The organism is Pseudomonas sp. LBUM1652, from assembly GCF_059716105.1.
Genome location: NZ_CP166804.1, coordinates 5,660,804 through 5,678,306 on the forward strand (window position 1 = coordinate 5,660,804; position 17,503 = coordinate 5,678,306).

Sequence of the window (17,503 nt, forward strand, 5' to 3'; positions counted from 1 at the left end):
CCTTTCCTCCTGGCGGAGCAGAGAGCGGGCAATCCTGCCCCGCTCTCGATTCGCGTCACGTGTTATTCGGTTTCCAGATCGATATCGATGCCGAGGGAACGAATTTCCTTGATCAACACGTTGAAGGACTCGGGCATGCCCGGCTCCATACGGTGATCGCCATCCACGATGTTTTTGTACATCTTGGTACGGCCGTTCACATCGTCCGACTTCACTGTGAGCATTTCTTGCAGAGTGTAAGCAGCACCGTATGCTTCCAGTGCCCAGACCTCCATCTCCCCGAAACGCTGACCACCGAACTGCGCCTTACCACCCAGCGGCTGCTGGGTAACCAGGCTGTACGAACCGGTAGAACGAGCGTGCATCTTGTCGTCTACCAAGTGGTTCAGCTTCAGCATGTACATGTAGCCAACGGTAACTGGACGCTCGAACTTGTTGCCGGTACGGCCGTCAGTCAGCTGCATCTGGCCGCTTTCCGGCAGGTCTGCCAGTTTCAGCATGGCCTTGATTTCGCTTTCCTTGGCGCCGTCGAATACTGGGGTGGCCATTGGAACACCGCCACGCAAGTTCTTCGCCAGATCCAGGATTTCCTGATCGGAGAAGCTGTCCAGATCTTCGTTACGACCGCCGATCTGGTTGTAGATCTCGTCCAGGAAGGTGCGCAGCTCAGCGACTTTACGCTGCTCTTCGACCATCCGGTTGATCTTCTCGCCCAGACCTTTGGCCGCGAGGCCCAGGTGGGTTTCGAGGATCTGACCAACGTTCATACGCGAAGGTACGCCCAGTGGGTTGAGGACGACGTCGACCGGGGTGCCATTGGCATCGTGCGGCATGTCTTCAACCGGCATGATCACGGAGACCACACCTTTGTTACCGTGACGACCGGCCATCTTGTCGCCCGGCTGGATGCGACGACGGATTGCCAGGTAAACCTTGACGATCTTCAGCACGCCCGGAGCCAGGTCATCGCCCTGCTGCAGTTTGCGCTTCTTGTCTTCGAACTTGTCGTCCAGCAGACGGCGGCGATCAACGATGTAGGCCTGAGCCTTCTCGAGTTGCTCGTTCAGAGCATCTTCAGCCATGCGCAGTTTGAACCACTGACCATGCTCAAGACCGTCGAGAACTTCGTCGGTGATGTCCTGACCTTTCTTCAGACCTGCGCCGCCTTCAGCCTTGTGGCCTACCAGAGCGGAACGCAGACGTTCGAAAGTCGCGCCTTCAACGATACGGAACTCTTCGTTCAGATCCTTGCGGATCTCGTCCAGTTGGGACTTCTCGATCGACAGTGCACGAGCATCACGCTCAACGCCGTCACGAGTGAAGACCTGTACGTCGATGACAGTACCTTTGGTGCCGGTTGGCACGCGCAGGGAGGTGTCTTTAACGTCGCTGGCTTTTTCACCGAAGATCGCACGCAGCAGCTTTTCTTCCGGAGTCAGTTGAGTCTCGCCTTTCGGAGTGACCTTACCGACCAGGATGTCGCCTGCGCCTACTTCAGCACCTACGTAAACGATACCGGCTTCGTCCAGCTTGTTCAGTGCAGCTTCACCCACGTTCGGGATGTCCGCAGTGATTTCCTCTGGGCCAAGCTTGGTGTCACGGGCCACACAGGTCAGTTCCTGAATGTGGATCGTGGTGAAACGGTCTTCCTGAACAACACGCTCGGAAAGGCAGATGGAGTCTTCGAAGTTGAAGCCGTTCCATGCCATGAACGCGATGCGCATGTTCTGACCCAGAGCCAGCTCACCCATATCGGTGGACGGGCCGTCGGCCATGATGTCGCTACGCTGAACGCGATCACCCTTGCTCACCAGCGGACGCTGGTTGATGCAGGTGTTCTGGTTCGAGCGGGTGTATTTGGTCAGGTTGTAGATGTCGACACCAGCTTCGCCGGTTTCAACTTCGTCATCAGCAACACGAACCACGATACGGCTGGCATCAACGGAGTCGATCACGCCGCCACGACGAGCCACGACGCAAACGCCGGAGTCACGAGCTACGTTACGCTCCATGCCGGTACCTACCAGCGGCTTGTCAGCGCGCAGGGTTGGTACAGCTTGACGCTGCATGTTCGAACCCATCAACGCACGGTTGGCGTCGTCGTGCTCGAGGAACGGGATCAGCGACGCTGCAACCGAAACTACCTGCTTCGGCGAAACGTCCATCAAAGTGACTTCTTCAGGCGCCTTGACGGTGAATTCGTTCAGGTGACGTACGGCTACCAACTCGTCGATCAGGACTTTCTGGTCGTTCATGGTCGCCGAAGCCTGCGCGATCACGTGATCGGCTTCTTCAATGGCGGACAGGAACACGATCTCGTCGGTAACCACACCCTCTTTCACCACACGGTACGGGCTTTCCAGGAAGCCGTACTGGTTGGTGCGCGCGTAAGCGGCCAGGGAGTTGATCAGACCGATGTTCGGACCTTCCGGCGTTTCAATCGGGCATACACGACCGTAGTGAGTCGGGTGTACGTCACGAACTTCAAAGCCAGCACGCTCACGAGTCAGACCGCCAGGGCCGAGTGCAGAAACACGACGCTTGTGGGTGATCTCGGACAGCGGGTTGTTCTGGTCCATGAACTGAGACAGCTGGCTGGAACCGAAGAACTCTTTCACCGCCGCAGCCACTGGCTTGGCGTTGATCAGGTCTTGCGGCATCAGGCCTTCGCTTTCAGCCATCGACAGACGCTCTTTGACCGCACGCTCAACACGTACCAGGCCAACGCGGAACTGGTTCTCGGCCATTTCGCCTACACAGCGAACACGACGGTTACCCAGGTGGTCGATGTCATCGACGATGCCTTTACCGTTACGGATGTCGACCAGAGTCTTCAGTACCGCGACGATGTCTTCCTTGCACAGCACGCCCGAACCTTCGATCTCGGTGCGACCGATACGACGGTTGAACTTCATCCGGCCGACCGCAGACAGGTCATAGCGCTCAGGGCTGAAGAACAGGTTGTTGAACAGGGTTTCGGCAGCGTCTTTGGTTGGCGGCTCGCCTGGACGCATCATGCGATAGATCTCGACCAGCGCTTCCAATTGGTTGCTGGTGGAGTCGATCTTCAGCGTGTCAGAGACGAACGGGCCACAGTCGATGTCGTTGGTGTACAGAGTTTCGATGCGCACAACGCCGGACTTGGCAATTTTTGCCAGGACTTCGGTGTTCAGTTCGGTGTTGCACTCTGCCAGGATTTCGCCGGTAGCCGGATGCACAATGACCTTGGCGGTAGTGCGGCCCAGGACGTAGTCCAGAGGCACTTCCAGCGTCTTGATCCCGGCTTTTTCGATCTGATTGATGTGGCGCGCGGTAATACGGCGGCCCGCTTCAACGATGACCTTGCCTTTTTCATCCTGGATGTCCAGAACGGCAATTTCACCACGCAGACGCGATGCAATCAGTTCCAGGCTGAGGGTTTCGCCGCTCAGGTGGAATACGTTGGTGGTGTAGAACGCGTCCAGTACTTCTTCGGTGGTGTAGCCGAGCGCGCGCAGCAGTACCGAGGCCGGCAGCTTGCGACGACGGTCGATACGCACGAATACGCAGTCTTTCGGGTCGAACTCGAAGTCCAGCCACGAACCGCGGTAAGGAATGATGCGCGCGGAGTAAAGCAGTTTGCCGGAGCTATGCGTCTTGCCGCGGTCGTGGTCGAAGAACACGCCCGGGGAACGGTGCAGCTGGGAAACGATTACACGTTCGGTACCATTGATTACGAAGGTACCGTTCTCAGTCATCAGGGGAATTTCACCCATGTAGACTTCTTGCTCTTTGATGTCCTTGATCGCTTTGTTCGACGACTCTTTGTCGAAAATGATCAGGCGCACTTTTACCCGCAAAGGTACGGCGAAAGTTACACCGCGCAATACGCATTCTTTGACATCAAATGCCGGTTCGCCCAGGCGATAACCGACGTACTCCAGCGCAGCATTGCCGGAGTAGCTGATGATCGGGAAAACGGATTTGAAGGCCGCATGCAGGCCCACGTCGCGGAACTGATCTTTAGTCGCTCCCGCTTGCAAGAATTCACGATACGAATCCAGCTGGATGGCCAGGAGGTAAGGCACATCCATGACGTCCGGCAACTTGCTAAAGTCCTTGCGGATACGTTTTTTCTCAGTATATGAGTAAGCCATCAGCGTTCCCCAGCTTGGTCACCTGCTTGTTTGGCCCCTCCCGACGGGAGCAGCCAGAAAATCGTGCAAACCCCATGGTTTGCGCCACCACATCGGGTGGTTACAGCACCTTTATCAGCACCGACCCAGTCGGCTGCCAATAACGGAAAAAGGCCGGTGGCAAGAGCCACCAGCCATCAGCCTGTCGCTTGACGCTCGGGCTGGAGGAGCAAAGTCGAAGCTTACTTCAGCTCGACTTTAGCGCCTGCTTCTTCCAGCTTCTTCTTGGCGTCTTCAGCAGCGTCTTTCGAAACGCCTTCCAGAACAACCTGAGGAGCGCCGTCTACTTTCTCTTTGGCTTCTTTCAGGCCCAGACCGGTCAGCTCGCGAACTGCTTTAATGGCGTTTACTTTCTTCTCGCCAGCTTCCAGCAGAACAACGTTGAACTCGGTTTGCTCTTCAACAACAGCGGCAGCAGCAGCTGGGCCAGCGGAAGCAGCTGCAGCAGTAACGCCGAACTTCTCTTCCATTGCCTTGATCAGCTCAACGATTTCCATTACGGATTTTTCGCCGATTGCGTCGATGATTTGTTCGTTAGTCAGAGACATGACTTATTTCCTGAATTGGGGGACGGCCTACGCGACCATCGAAATAAACAAAAAACGCGAGAAGTTGACGAGCCTTAGGCTGCGGCAGCTTCTTTCTGGTCGCGAATTGCCGCCAGAGTACGAGCCAATTTGCTGGTAGCGCCTTGAATCACGCTCATCAGCTGAGAAATTGCTTCGTCACGGGTCGGCAGGGTTGCCAGTACGTCGATCTGATTAGCTGCGAGGAACTTGCCCTCGAACGCAGCTGCCTTGATCTCGAACTTGTCCTGACCCTTGGCAAACTCTTTGAAGATACGGGCAGCAGCGCCCGGATGTTCGTTCGAGAATGCAATCAGGGTCGGGCCGGTGAACACGTCGTTGAGAACACTGTATTGAGTGTCAGCAACGGCGCGCTTGAGCAGGGTGTTACGTACAACACGTACGTATACGCCAGCTTCACGAGCCTCTTTACGGAGTCCGGTCATTGCGCCTACTGTTACGCCACGGGCATCAACCACGACAGCGGACAGAGCGACTTTGGCAGCCTCGTTGACATCAGCGACGATGGCCTTCTTGTCTTCGAGATTAATTGCCACGGGTTTAACTCCTGCTTGTTACCGTTTCATTCGATCGAAACCGAATGTCGTTTTGGTGTCTGATTCGGTAAGGAACCGGGAGCACCATCTGCGTAGGCTTTTGGTTTAAGGCTTGCGCCGCCTACGGTCTTGGATAGCCCCCGCCAGGCAGGGACCCCAATATTTCAATTGGCGCGATCAATCGCGCCAACCTTTGTCTTACGCGTCCAGCGAGCTCTGGTCGATGACCAGACCTGGGCCCATAGTGGTGCTCAGGGTAACGCGCTTGACGTAAATACCTTTCGAAGAAGCTGGCTTGATGCGCTTCAGATCAGCGATCAGGGCTTCAACGTTTTCCTTCAGCTTGACGGCGTCGAAGCCCATCTTGCCAACGGAAGTGTGAATGATGCCGTTTTTGTCGGTGCGATAACGAACCTGACCAGCCTTGGCGTTTTTAACCGCGGTGGCTACGTCTGGAGTTACGGTGCCGACTTTAGGGTTAGGCATCAGACCACGTGGACCGAGGATCTGGCCCAGTTGACCTACTACGCGCATGGCATCCGGGGATGCAATCACTACGTCATAGTTCAGGTCGCCGCCTTTCATTTCGGCAGCCAGGTCGTCCATACCTACGCGGTCAGCGCCGGCAGCCAGAGCGGCTTCAGCAGCTGGACCCTGAGTGAACACAGCAACGCGAACAGTCTTGCCAGTGCCGTGTGGCAGCACAGTAGCGCTACGAACAACCTGGTCGGATTTACGCGGGTCTACACCCAGGTTTACAGCAATGTCAAACGACTCGCTGAACTTGACAGTCGACAGCTCAGCCAGCAGAGCAGCGGCATCTACAATGTTGTAGGCCTTGCCTGCTTCGATTTTGCCGGCGATAGCCTTTTGACGCTTAGTCAGCTTAGCCATTACACACCCTCCACGTTAAGGCCCATGCTACGAGCAGAACCGGCGATAGTACGCACGGCTGCATCCATATCAGCTGCAGTCAGATCCGCGTTTTTGGTTTTCGCGATTTCTTCCAGCTGAGCACGGGTAACAGTGCCAACCTTAACGGTGTTCGGACGAGCGGAACCGCTGGTCAGACCGGCCGCCTTCTTCAGCAGAACCGAAGCAGGGGTGGATTTGGTTTCGAAAGTGAAGCTACGGTCGCTGTAAACAGTGATGATCACTGGAGTCGGCAGACCTGCTTCAAGACCCTGAGTACGGGCGTTGAAGGCCTTGCAGAATTCCATGATGTTCACGCCGTGCTGACCCAAAGCAGGACCAACAGGTGGGCTTGGGTTAGCCTGAGCGGCCTTCACTTGCAGCTTGATGTAAGCGGTAATCTTCTTGGCCATGAGGCACTCCAATTACGGGTTCGAACGCCTCGAAAGGCTCCCCGGTTACTTGCGCGTTTATCCCAGTGACGACAAAACCCCACAGCCTATGGCTGCGGGGTTGGGATGCTTGTCCAGTTAGACCTTTTCGACCTGACTGAACTCCAACTCTACCGGGGTAGAGCGACCGAAAATGAGCACAGCCACTTGGATGCGGCTCTTTTCGTAGTTAACTTCTTCAACGACACCATTGAAATCAGCAAATGGACCGTCATTGACTCGTACCGTTTCACCTGGTTCGAAGAGAGTCTTCGGCTTAGGCTTGTCGCTACCATCAGCAACACGACGCAGAATCGCCTCTGCCTCTTTATCAGTGATCGGCGCCGGTTTATCAGCAGTACCGCCGATGAAACCCATCACCCGAGGAGTATCCTTGACCAAGTGCCAAGTACCCTCATTCATATCCATCTGTACCAGCACATAACCTGGGAAGAACTTGCGTTCGCTTTTGCGCTTCTGGCCATTACGCATTTCAACCACTTCTTCAGTGGGAACCAGAATTTCGCCGAAGCCATCTTCCATGCCAGCCAGCTTTACTCGCTCAACGAGCGAGCGCATGACATGCTTCTCGTAACCCGAGTAAGCATGCACAACGTACCAACGCTTAGCCACGGGACACCCTTAGCCGACAATCAAGGAAACAAGCCAGCCGAGCAGGGAATCTAGCCCCCACAACAGCAACGCCATAACCAGTACAACAGCCACGACAATCAGCGTGGTCTGTGTGGTTTCTTGGCGAGTTGGCCAAACGACTTTACGAATCTCGGTGCGAGCTTCCTTAACCAGTACAAAGAAAGACTTGCCCTTCGCAGTCTGCAGGCCTACAAAGGCAGCTACAGCAGCAATCACAAGTAGAGCGAGTACGCGGTACAGGATCGGCGAAGCGGCGTAGTACTGATTGCCAACAACGCCAACAGCCACCAAAGCAACTACTACAAGCCACTTGAGTAGATCGAAGCGAGAGCTTTGAGCTTCAGCTTTAGGAGTCATCTATGAAGATCCTGTGAAAAGAAAGCCAGATACACCGAGTGAATCTGGCAGGTCAGGAGGGAATCGAACCCCCAACCTACGGTTTTGGAGACCGTCGCTCTGCCAATTGAGCTACTGACCTAAAACAAAATCAGGCCGACCATTATGCCGGCCTGAAAAATACATTACAACCGCTTATTCGATGATTTTGGCTACGACACCAGCGCCGACGGTACGACCGCCTTCACGGATAGCGAAACGCAGACCATCTTCCATCGCGATGGTTTTGATCAGGGTAACAACCATTTTGATGTTGTCGCCCGGCATTACCATTTCTACGCCTTCCGGCAGTTCGCAGTTACCAGTTACGTCGGTAGTGCGGAAGTAGAACTGTGGACGGTAGCCTTTGAAGAACGGAGTGTGACGACCGCCTTCTTCCTTGCTCAGCACGTACACCTCAGCTTCGAACTTGGTGTGCGGCTTAACCGAACCCGGCTTAACCAGAACCTGACCACGCTCAACGTCGTCACGCTTGGTACCGCGCAGCAGAACGCCGCAGTTCTCGCCAGCACGACCTTCGTCGAGCAACTTACGGAACATTTCAACACCGGTGCAGGTGGTGACGGTAGTGTCACGCAGACCAACGATTTCCAGTGGATCTTGAACCTTAACGATACCGCGCTCGATACGACCGGTTACAACAGTACCGCGACCCGAGATCGAGAACACGTCTTCGATTGGCATCAGGAACGGCTTGTCGATAACACGAACTGGATCCGGAATGTAGCTATCCAGAGTTTCAACCAGTTTACGAACGGACGTAGTGCCCATTTCGTTATCGTCTTTGCCTTCCAGAGCCATACGAGCAGAACCGATGATGATCGGAGTGTCGTCGCCTGGGAAGTCGTAAGTGCTCAGCAGATCGCGCACTTCCATCTCAACCAGCTCCAGCAGCTCAGCGTCGTCTACCAGGTCAGCCTTGTTCAGGTAAACCACGATGTACGGAACGCCAACCTGGCGGGACAGCAGGATGTGCTCACGGGTTTGCGGCATCGGACCATCAGCGGCCGAGCAAACCAGGATTGCGCCGTCCATCTGGGCAGCACCGGTGATCATGTTCTTCACATAGTCAGCGTGACCTGGGCAGTCAACGTGAGCGTAGTGACGGATCAGCGAGTTGTATTCAACGTGCGCGGTGTTGATGGTGATACCACGAGCTTTTTCTTCTGGTGCGCTGTCGATCTTGTCGAAGTCAACGATTGCGGAACCGTAAACTTCGGAGCAAACGCGAGTCAGAGCAGCAGTCAGAGTGGTTTTACCGTGGTCAACGTGACCAATGGTCCCAACGTTGACGTGGGGCAGGGAACGATCAAATTTTTCCTTAGCCATCGATATCACCCTCAAACAGAAGAATTAGACAAACAATATCAACCATTAAAACAAAGGCAGATATTTTCATATCTGCCTTGTTATATGGAGCTCTTGAGCGGATTTGAACCGCTGACCTCACCCTTACCAAGGGTGTGCTCTACCAACTGAGCTACAAGAGCAAAACACTTTGCACAACCTGCAAACTTGGAGCGGGTAGCGGGAATCGAACCCGCATCATCAGCTTGGAAGGCTGAGGTTCTACCACTAAACTATACCCGCAGAGCTTACAGCTCACGCTCAAATCTGGTGGAGGGAGAAGGATTCGAACCTTCGAAGTCGTAGACGTCAGATTTACAGTCTGATCCCTTTGGCCGCTCGGGAACCCCTCCTAATCAGGCCGGCATTCTATACTATGCCAAACCCCTGTCAAGCATTTTCTCATTTAAAAACCTGAGGTTAGCTGCATTGACACCACCCCGCCTCGTTAACCTTTGAAAGGTCTTCACTGCGGAGCGGGCGCCATTCTATTCAAACTATTCAGCAGGTGCAACCCCCTCGCACAGCATTATTTTATGTTTTAACTCATTGAATTCCTTGGAAAGGTTTTGCAGTTGCGCATCCCCCAGCAAACGCTGGCTTTCAGGTGCAATACGCAGCCAGTAACCTGTCGCAGGAACATCATTCGCTGAAAGTTCAGCCTTGATATCCATCTCAGCCAAACGCTGGCTCAGCGGCATAACTTGCTCCTCACGAGCAAATCCACCCAAATAAAGGCACCTCTCCTCAGTCCGCGGCACACCAGGCCTTGCCTTAGAAGCACCGACACTCTCGCTCAACAGACGAATATCCTGCTGCGAGCCTTTATACAAACTGAGAGGGGTTACGTCTTTTGCCCGCAAGGGTGCTTCCTGCTGATGCCAGACGTAATAGAAAACATTGAGAACAAGGAGCAGCAGGAACAACCAACGCATACATACCTCAGGACAAAGGACACGCCATAGCCAAACCTACCTCAGGACAAAGGACACGCCATAGCCAAACCTACGAATACAAGATCAGGAACAATCCTGGCCTCAGGCGCGACATCTGCAACCAACCCAGCATCACCACCCGTAATGAAAACAGTGAAGCCGTCCCCCCAATATGCTCGCGCCATTTCGAGCTGGGTGAGCACGAACCCCCTCAGCATCATGGAGCAGCCGCGCTCCACCGCCTCTACAGTGTTTCGACCGGGCGCCTGACTGGTTAATGCACGCTCTGCTGCAAGATCGCCATAACGAATTTTTCGGGTATGGGTTCGTAACTGACTGCGCATCAACGGCATACCCGGACAGATGAAGCCACCGAGATGCCCCCCATCTTGCGCAATGAAGTCGGCGGTAACCGCCGTGCCGAAATCAAGCACCAGGCACGCACCTTTAGCCAAGTGAAACCCGCCGAGCATAGCCAGCCAACGATCAAGCCCTAGACGCTCGTATTCTTCGTAACCGTTTACAACACCGGACATCTCACGAGCAGGCTCCGCGCATATGACCGTTACTCCAAACTCTTGCTTAAGCATCTGAATTAATGCACCGGTTTCCTCGGCGGAACGAACACTCACTAATCGGCACTTGCTTAACGACACCCCACTCAGCGCCCACAGACCTTCACTGAGCGCCTGATCTGAGTCGACCACCCCCTCCGCGATCAAAGTAACAGCCTCAGCATTCAGCACACGCCATTTTATAAAGCTGTTGCCGCAGTCAAGCTCAAGAATCATCACGCAACCTCAGGCTGAGCTCGCCACCACTAAAGACTTTTTCCACGCCATTCACCTGTAATCGCAACGCACCCTGACTATCAATACCGAGCACTACACCATCTATTTGGTTGACACCAGCAATCAACGACACGGAACGCTTCTGCCACAAATGATTTTCCTCCCATTCCGCCTGGAGAACCGAAAAACCATGCATTTGCTGCCGCTGTATGTATGCCTGCAACTGCTCGCTCAATTCAGCGACCAGGACATTGCGATCACAGTTTTTGCCAGACTCAAGCCGCATAGACGTCCATTGTTGGTCGACCTCTTCTGCAACCTGCATATTCACGTTAATGCCTATACCTAGCACCACGTGACACACATCTGCCGGATCTCCAATCAGCTCCAGCAGAATGCCGGCAATTTTCTTATTGCCCGCCAGAACATCGTTGGGCCACTTCAAACCTGCACCGGGCACCCCCATCTTCCGCAGGGCCTGCATAACGGCCAATCCAACAACGAGACTCAGGCCTTCAAGCTGGCGCATTCCACCATCAATACGCAGAACAAGACTGTAATAAAGGTTTTCGGCAAACGGACTTACCCACTTGCGCCCTCTACGTCCGCGCCCGGCGACCTGCCGCTCGGCAAGCACCAAGAAGGGCGCCGATTGGCCTTGGCCAATCGCGCGCAATGCCTCTGCGTTGGTGGAGTCGATAGAATCAAAGACAGTTATTGGCCAGCCGACTTTCATTCCCGCCATTTTTAGAGGATCGAGCAGCATCAATGGAGCAGCCAACTGATAGCCACGGCCTCGAACTTTGTGGATAGATAGCCCAAGCTCAACCTCAAGATGCTGAAGCTGCTTCCACACCGCACTTCGGCTAATTCCCAAGGCTGCACCCAGGTCTTGACCAGAATGGAATCGCCCATCCTTCAGAAGATTCAACAACGTCAGCATGCAGGTCTCGCCTCACAATGAGGCCCGAATAATAGCCATGCCCCGGGCCGTTGCATAGAAATCAAGCAGGCGCATTTCCTGCGGGCAAAACAAAACCCCAATTGCTTTCGCAATTGGGGTTTCGGAATTTAATCTTGACGATGACCTACTCTCACATGGGGAAACCCCACACTACCATCGGCGATGCATCGTTTCACTGCTGAGTTCGGGATGGGATCAGGTGGTTCCAACGCTCTATGGTCGTCAAGAAATTCGGGTACTGAGTCGTGACCGGCTGGCCTCGCTTCAGCAAATTGGGTATGTGACAGCTGTCGGTGTTTTGTGAACATCGAACTTTCGGTTCGTTTCGTCTTCACACACCGCAATCTGGCCTTTCGACGCAAATTGCTTGGGTGTTATATGGTCAAGCCTCACGGGCAATTAGTATTGGTTAGCTCAACGCCTCACAGCGCTTACACACCCAACCTATCAACGTCGTAGTCTTCGACGGCCCTTCAGGGAACTCAAGGTTCCAGTGAGATCTCATCTTGAGGCAAGTTTCCCGCTTAGATGCTTTCAGCGGTTATCTTTCCCGAACATAGCTACCCGGCAATGCCACTGGCGTGACAACCGGAACACCAGAGGTTCGTCCACTCCGGTCCTCTCGTACTAGGAGCAGCCCCTCTCAAATCTCAAACGTCCACGGCAGATAGGGACCGAACTGTCTCACGACGTTCTAAACCCAGCTCGCGTACCACTTTAAATGGCGAACAGCCATACCCTTGGGACCGGCTTCAGCCCCAGGATGTGATGAGCCGACATCGAGGTGCCAAACACCGCCGTCGATATGAACTCTTGGGCGGTATCAGCCTGTTATCCCCGGAGTACCTTTTATCCGTTGAGCGATGGCCCTTCCATACAGAACCACCGGATCACTAAGACCTACTTTCGTACCTGCTCGACGTGTCTGTCTCGCAGTCAAGCGCGCTTTTGCCTTTATACTCTACGACCGATTTCCGACCGGTCTGAGCGCACCTTCGTACTCCTCCGTTACTCTTTAGGAGGAGACCGCCCCAGTCAAACTACCCACCATACACTGTCCTCGATCCGGATAACGGACCTGAGTTAGAACCTCAAAGTTGCCAGGGTGGTATTTCAAGGTTGGCTCCACGCGAACTGGCGTCCACGCTTCAAAGCCTCCCACCTATCCTACACAAGCAAATTCAAAGTCCAGTGCAAAGCTATAGTAAAGGTTCACGGGGTCTTTCCGTCTAGCCGCGGATACACTGCATCTTCACAGCGATTTCAATTTCACTGAGTCTCGGGTGGAGACAGCGCCGCCATCGTTACGCCATTCGTGCAGGTCGGAACTTACCCGACAAGGAATTTCGCTACCTTAGGACCGTTATAGTTACGGCCGCCGTTTACCGGGGCTTCGATCAAGAGCTTCGCGTTAGCTAACCCCATCAATTAACCTTCCGGCACCGGGCAGGCGTCACACCCTATACGTCCACTTTCGTGTTTGCAGAGTGCTGTGTTTTTAATAAACAGTCGCAGCGGCCTGGTATCTTCGACCGGCATGAGCTTACGGAGCAAGTCCTTCACCCTCACCGGCGCACCTTCTCCCGAAGTTACGGTGCCATTTTGCCTAGTTCCTTCACCCGAGTTCTCTCAAGCGCCTTGGTATTCTCTACCCAACCACCTGTGTCGGTTTGGGGTACGGTTCCTGGTTACCTGAAGCTTAGAAGCTTTTCTTGGAAGCATGGCATCAACCACTTCGTCATCTAAAAGATGACTCGTCATCAGCTCTCGGCCTTAGAATCCCGGATTTACCTAAGATTCCAGCCTACCACCTTAAACTTGGACAACCAACGCCAAGCTGGCCTAGCCTTCTCCGTCCCTCCATCGCAATAACCAGAAGTACAGGAATATTAACCTGTTTTCCATCGACTACGCTTTTCAGCCTCGCCTTAGGGACCGACTAACCCTGCGTCGATTAACGTTGCGCAGGAAACCTTGGTCTTTCGGCGTGGGTGTTTTTCACACCCATTGTCGTTACTCATGTCAGCATTCGCACTTCTGATACCTCCAGCAAGCTTCTCAACTCACCTTCACAGGCTTACAGAACGCTCCTCTACCGCATCACCCGAAGGTGATACCCGTAGCTTCGGTGTATGGTTTGAGCCCCGTTACATCTTCCGCGCAGGCCGACTCGACTAGTGAGCTATTACGCTTTCTTTAAAGGGTGGCTGCTTCTAAGCCAACCTCCTAGCTGTCTAAGCCTTCCCACATCGTTTCCCACTTAACCATAACTTTGGGACCTTAGCTGACGGTCTGGGTTGTTTCCCTTTTCACGACGGACGTTAGCACCCGCCGTGTGTCTCCCATGCTCGGCACTTGTAGGTATTCGGAGTTTGCATCGGTTTGGTAAGTCGGGATGACCCCCTAGCCGAAACAGTGCTCTACCCCCTACAGTGATACATGAGGCGCTACCTAAATAGCTTTCGAGGAGAACCAGCTATCTCCGAGCTTGATTAGCCTTTCACTCCGATCCACAGGTCATCCGCTAACTTTTCAACGGTAGTCGGTTCGGTCCTCCAGTTAGTGTTACCCAACCTTCAACCTGCCCATGGATAGATCGCCCGGTTTCGGGTCTATTCCCAGCGACTAGACGCCCTATTAAGACTCGCTTTCGCTACGCCTCCCCTATTCGGTTAAGCTCGCCACTGAAAATAAGTCGCTGACCCATTATACAAAAGGTACGCAGTCACCCAACAAAGTGGGCTCCCACTGCTTGTACGCATACGGTTTCAGGATCTATTTCACTCCCCTCTCCGGGGTTCTTTTCGCCTTTCCCTCACGGTACTAGTTCACTATCGGTCAGTCAGTAGTATTTAGCCTTGGAGGATGGTCCCCCCATATTCAGACAAAGTTTCTCGTGCTCCGTCCTACTCGATTTCATGACTAAGAGATTTTCGCGTACAGGGCTATCACCCACTATGGCCGCACTTTCCAGAGCGTTCCGCTAATCTCAAAGCCACTTAAGGGCTAGTCCCCGTTCGCTCGCCACTACTAAGGGAATCTCGGTTGATTTCTTTTCCTCAGGGTACTTAGATGTTTCAGTTCCCCTGGTTCGCCTCTTGCACCTATGTATTCAGTACAAGATAACCATCTTATGATGGCTGGGTTCCCCCATTCAGACATCTCCGGATCAAAGTCTGTTTGCCGACTCCCCGAAGCTTTTCGCAGGCTACCACGTCTTTCATCGCCTCTGACTGCCAAGGCATCCACCGTATGCGCTTCTTCACTTGACCATATAACCCCAAGCAATCTGGTTATACTGTGAAGACGACATTCGCCGAAAATTCGATAATACTCAATTCAGAGTAACTCACAAATTTTACCTTAGCCTGATCCGTTACCAGTGAAAGTAACGTTCAGTCTATCTTTCTATCACATACCCAAATTTTTAAAGAACGATCTAATCAAAGACTAGAAATCAACATTCATCATCATACTGATGGAATGCTCATTTCTAAGCTTTCAAAACTTCAGAAGCAGTAGTGGTGGAGCCAAGCGGGATCGAACCGCTGACCTCCTGCGTGCAAGGCAGGCGCTCTCCCAGCTGAGCTATGGCCCCGTATTCTCTACAGGCGTTTCCCACACAAAATTGGTGGGTCTGGGCAGATTCGAACTGCCGACCTCACCCTTATCAGGGGTGCGCTCTAACCAACTGAGCTACAGACCCAATTTCGGGCTGCTTCTTATCGTCTTCTTCAATGAATCAAGCAATTCGTGTGGGAACTTATGGAGCAGCTGATGTCGTCGATTAAGGAGGTGATCCAGCCGCAGGTTCCCCTACGGCTACCTTGTTACGACTTCACCCCAGTCATGAATCACACCGTGGTAACCGTCCTCCCGAAGGTTAGACTAGCTACTTCTGGTGCAACCCACTCCCATGGTGTGACGGGCGGTGTGTACAAGGCCCGGGAACGTATTCACCGTGACATTCTGATTCACGATTACTAGCGATTCCGACTTCACGCAGTCGAGTTGCAGACTGCGATCCGGACTACGATCGGTTTTATGGGATTAGCTCCACCTCGCGGCTTGGCAACCCTTTGTACCGACCATTGTAGCACGTGTGTAGCCCAGGCCGTAAGGGCCATGATGACTTGACGTCATCCCCACCTTCCTCCGGTTTGTCACCGGCAGTCTCCTTAGAGTGCCCACCATTACGTGCTGGTAACTAAGGACAAGGGTTGCGCTCGTTACGGGACTTAACCCAACATCTCACGACACGAGCTGACGACAGCCATGCAGCACCTGTCTCAATGTTCCCGAAGGCACCAATCCATCTCTGGAAAGTTCATTGGATGTCAAGGCCTGGTAAGGTTCTTCGCGTTGCTTCGAATTAAACCACATGCTCCACCGCTTGTGCGGGCCCCCGTCAATTCATTTGAGTTTTAACCTTGCGGCCGTACTCCCCAGGCGGTCAACTTAATGCGTTAGCTGCGCCACTAAGAGCTCAAGGCTCCCAACGGCTAGTTGACATCGTTTACGGCGTGGACTACCAGGGTATCTAATCCTGTTTGCTCCCCACGCTTTCGCACCTCAGTGTCAGTATCAGTCCAGGTGGTCGCCTTCGCCACTGGTGTTCCTTCCTATATCTACGCATTTCACCGCTACACAGGAAATTCCACCACCCTCTACCATACTCTAGCTTGTCAGTTTTGAATGCAGTTCCCAGGTTGAGCCCGGGGATTTCACATCCAACTTAACAAACCACCTACGCGCGCTTTACGCCCAGTAATTCCGATTAACGCTTGCACCCTCTGTATTACCGCGGCTGCTGGCACAGAGTTAGCCGGTGCTTATTCTGTCGGTAACGTCAAAACACTAACGTATTAGGTTAATGCCCTTCCTCCCAACTTAAAGTGCTTTACAATCCGAAGACCTTCTTCACACACGCGGCATGGCTGGATCAGGCTTTCGCCCATTGTCCAATATTCCCCACTGCTGCCTCCCGTAGGAGTCTGGACCGTGTCTCAGTTCCAGTGTGACTGATCATCCTCTCAGACCAGTTACGGATCGTCGCCTTGGTGAGCCATTACCTCACCAACTAGCTAATCCGACCTAGGCTCATCTGATAGCGCAAGGCCCGAAGGTCCCCTGCTTTCTCCCGTAGGACGTATGCGGTATTAGCGTTCCTTTCGAAACGTTGTCCCCCACTACCAGGCAGATTCCTAGGCATTACTCACCCGTCCGCCGCTGAATCCAGGAGCAAGCTCCTCTCATCCGCTCGACTTGCATGTGTTAGGCCTGCCGCCAGCGTTCAATCTGAGCCATGATCAAACTCTTCAGTTCAAACATCTTTGGGTTTTTAAGAAACCCTAAACTTGGCTCAGCAATCGTTGGTTACATCTTTGATTTCTCGCGGAGTAACTTGTGATGCTGATAATCTTGTTGACTATCAGTCTGACTCCACAAGCACCCACACGAATTGCTTGATTCAGTTATTAAAGAGCGGTTGGTTAAGATCTTTCGTCTCAACCGAGGCGCGCATTCTACAGCAGCCTCATTTGCTGTCAAGTGATTATTTTCAGAAGTTTTCGAAGAATTCTTCAGCAACTTCAACCACTTGCGCTTCCGATCTCTCGTTAGCGGGAGGCGAATTCTACAGCGTTAGTCGCTGTTGTCAACACCTCTTTTTCTCCGCTTTCGACCGAGAAGATCGAACCGTTAAAAGAGCCAAACATCACCGCTCTTTCAACTCCTTCCAGGCTTCGATGAACTGAAGCAACCCACTGCCGAAAA

The 17,503-nt window shown here is 53.4% G+C and carries 11 protein-coding genes, 6 tRNA genes and 3 rRNA genes; all 20 read right to left on the reverse strand.

Annotation, left to right across the window (positions count from 1 at the left end; genetic code table 11):
- Positions 1-62: 62 nt before the first annotated feature.
- The 20 genes from rpoB to ACA069_RS25705 all read right to left on the reverse strand — a co-directional run bounded on the left by rpoB (position 63) and on the right by ACA069_RS25705 (position 17,053).
- Positions 63-4,136 carry a DNA-directed RNA polymerase subunit beta gene (rpoB, locus tag ACA069_RS25610; protein ID WP_064392269.1) on the reverse strand — a complete coding sequence of 1,358 codons (4,074 nt, stop codon included), beginning with the start codon at positions 4,134-4,136 and terminating at the stop codon, positions 63-65.
- Positions 4,137-4,357: 221 nt separating this feature from the next.
- The gene (rplL, locus tag ACA069_RS25615; protein ID WP_489881489.1) at positions 4,358-4,723 is read right to left on the reverse strand and encodes a 50S ribosomal protein L7/L12; all 366 of its coding nucleotides are present in this window, start codon (positions 4,721-4,723) and stop codon (positions 4,358-4,360) included.
- Between the two features lie 74 nt (positions 4,724-4,797).
- Entirely contained in the window at positions 4,798-5,298 is a 501-nt protein-coding gene (rplJ, locus tag ACA069_RS25620) for a 50S ribosomal protein L10 (protein ID WP_489881490.1), read from the reverse strand.
- A 198-nt stretch (positions 5,299-5,496) separates the two neighbouring features.
- Complete coding sequence (gene rplA, locus ACA069_RS25625; protein ID WP_016984191.1) at positions 5,497-6,192, reverse strand: 50S ribosomal protein L1; 696 nt, start codon at positions 6,190-6,192, stop codon at positions 5,497-5,499.
- Positions 6,192-6,623, reverse strand: coding sequence for a 50S ribosomal protein L11 (gene rplK / locus ACA069_RS25630; RefSeq protein WP_003228756.1), 432 nt, complete (start codon positions 6,621-6,623; stop codon positions 6,192-6,194). Before rplK ends, rplA begins: the two co-directional genes overlap by 1 nt.
- 117 nt (positions 6,624-6,740) lie before the next feature.
- The gene (gene nusG, locus ACA069_RS25635) at positions 6,741-7,274 is read right to left on the reverse strand and encodes a transcription termination/antitermination protein NusG (protein WP_007916492.1); all 534 of its coding nucleotides are present in this window, start codon (positions 7,272-7,274) and stop codon (positions 6,741-6,743) included.
- 9 nt (positions 7,275-7,283) lie between these two features.
- Positions 7,284-7,652, reverse strand: a complete 369-nt coding sequence (gene secE, locus ACA069_RS25640; protein WP_401272204.1) for a preprotein translocase subunit SecE — start codon at positions 7,650-7,652, stop codon at positions 7,284-7,286.
- Between the two features lie 45 nt (positions 7,653-7,697).
- Positions 7,698-7,773: transfer RNA gene (locus ACA069_RS25645), tRNA-Trp, on the reverse strand.
- 53 nt (positions 7,774-7,826) lie between these two features.
- Positions 7,827-9,020: an elongation factor Tu gene (gene tuf, locus ACA069_RS25650; RefSeq protein ID WP_497615453.1), complete on the reverse strand. Its 1,194-nt coding sequence runs from the start codon at positions 9,018-9,020 to the stop codon at positions 7,827-7,829.
- Positions 9,021-9,105: 85 nt separating this feature from the next.
- A tRNA-Thr gene (locus ACA069_RS25655) sits at positions 9,106-9,181 on the reverse strand.
- Between the two features lie 26 nt (positions 9,182-9,207).
- Positions 9,208-9,281 (reverse strand) — tRNA-Gly (locus ACA069_RS25660).
- Positions 9,282-9,306: 25 nt separating this feature from the next.
- Positions 9,307-9,391 (reverse strand) — tRNA-Tyr (locus ACA069_RS25665).
- Between the two features lie 144 nt (positions 9,392-9,535).
- Complete coding sequence (locus tag ACA069_RS25670; protein WP_401272203.1) at positions 9,536-9,973, reverse strand: hypothetical protein; 438 nt, start codon at positions 9,971-9,973, stop codon at positions 9,536-9,538.
- A gap of 41 nt (positions 9,974-10,014) precedes the next feature.
- The gene (locus tag ACA069_RS25675; protein WP_187679956.1) at positions 10,015-10,764 is read right to left on the reverse strand and encodes a pantothenate kinase; all 750 of its coding nucleotides are present in this window, start codon (positions 10,762-10,764) and stop codon (positions 10,015-10,017) included.
- A complete protein-coding gene (gene birA / locus ACA069_RS25680) occupies positions 10,754-11,707 on the reverse strand; it encodes a bifunctional biotin--[acetyl-CoA-carboxylase] ligase/biotin operon repressor BirA (protein WP_401272201.1) in 954 nt (317 codons plus the stop codon). The genes ACA069_RS25675 and birA overlap by 11 nt, the downstream gene beginning before the upstream one ends.
- Before the next feature lie 132 nt (positions 11,708-11,839).
- A 5S ribosomal RNA gene (gene rrf / locus ACA069_RS25685) occupies positions 11,840-11,955 on the reverse strand.
- 151 nt (positions 11,956-12,106) lie between these two features.
- Positions 12,107-15,000 (reverse strand): 23S ribosomal RNA (locus tag ACA069_RS25690).
- A 250-nt stretch (positions 15,001-15,250) separates the two neighbouring features.
- A tRNA-Ala gene (locus tag ACA069_RS25695) sits at positions 15,251-15,326 on the reverse strand.
- Positions 15,327-15,357: 31 nt separating this feature from the next.
- Positions 15,358-15,434, reverse strand: a tRNA-Ile gene (locus ACA069_RS25700).
- 82 nt (positions 15,435-15,516) lie between these two features.
- Positions 15,517-17,053 (reverse strand): 16S ribosomal RNA (locus ACA069_RS25705).
- Together the 16S, 23S and 5S rRNA genes with 2 tRNA genes alongside form the textbook arrangement of a ribosomal RNA operon.
- Positions 17,054-17,503: the final 450 nt, after the last annotated feature.

Coding starts and splice junctions, on each gene's coding strand:
- ACA069_RS25670 (WP_401272203.1), bottom strand. CDS start 9,973: ATGCGTTGGTTGTTCCTGCTGCTCCTTGTTCTCAATGTTTTCTATTAC.
- birA (WP_401272201.1), bottom strand. CDS start 11,707: ATGCTGACGTTGTTGAATCTTCTGAAGGATGGGCGATTCCATTCTGGT.
- rplL (WP_489881489.1), bottom strand. CDS start 4,723: ATGTCTCTGACTAACGAACAAATCATCGACGCAATCGGCGAAAAATCC.
- rplA (WP_016984191.1), bottom strand. CDS start 6,192: ATGGCTAAGCTGACTAAGCGTCAAAAGGCTATCGCCGGCAAAATCGAA.
- secE (WP_401272204.1), bottom strand. CDS start 7,652: ATGACTCCTAAAGCTGAAGCTCAAAGCTCTCGCTTCGATCTACTCAAG.
- rplK (WP_003228756.1), bottom strand. CDS start 6,623: ATGGCCAAGAAGATTACCGCTTACATCAAGCTGCAAGTGAAGGCCGCT.
- ACA069_RS25675 (WP_187679956.1), bottom strand. CDS start 10,764: ATGATTCTTGAGCTTGACTGCGGCAACAGCTTTATAAAATGGCGTGTG.
- tuf (WP_497615453.1), bottom strand. CDS start 9,020: ATGGCTAAGGAAAAATTTGATCGTTCCCTGCCCCACGTCAACGTTGGG.
- rpoB (WP_064392269.1), bottom strand. CDS start 4,136: ATGGCTTACTCATATACTGAGAAAAAACGTATCCGCAAGGACTTTAGC.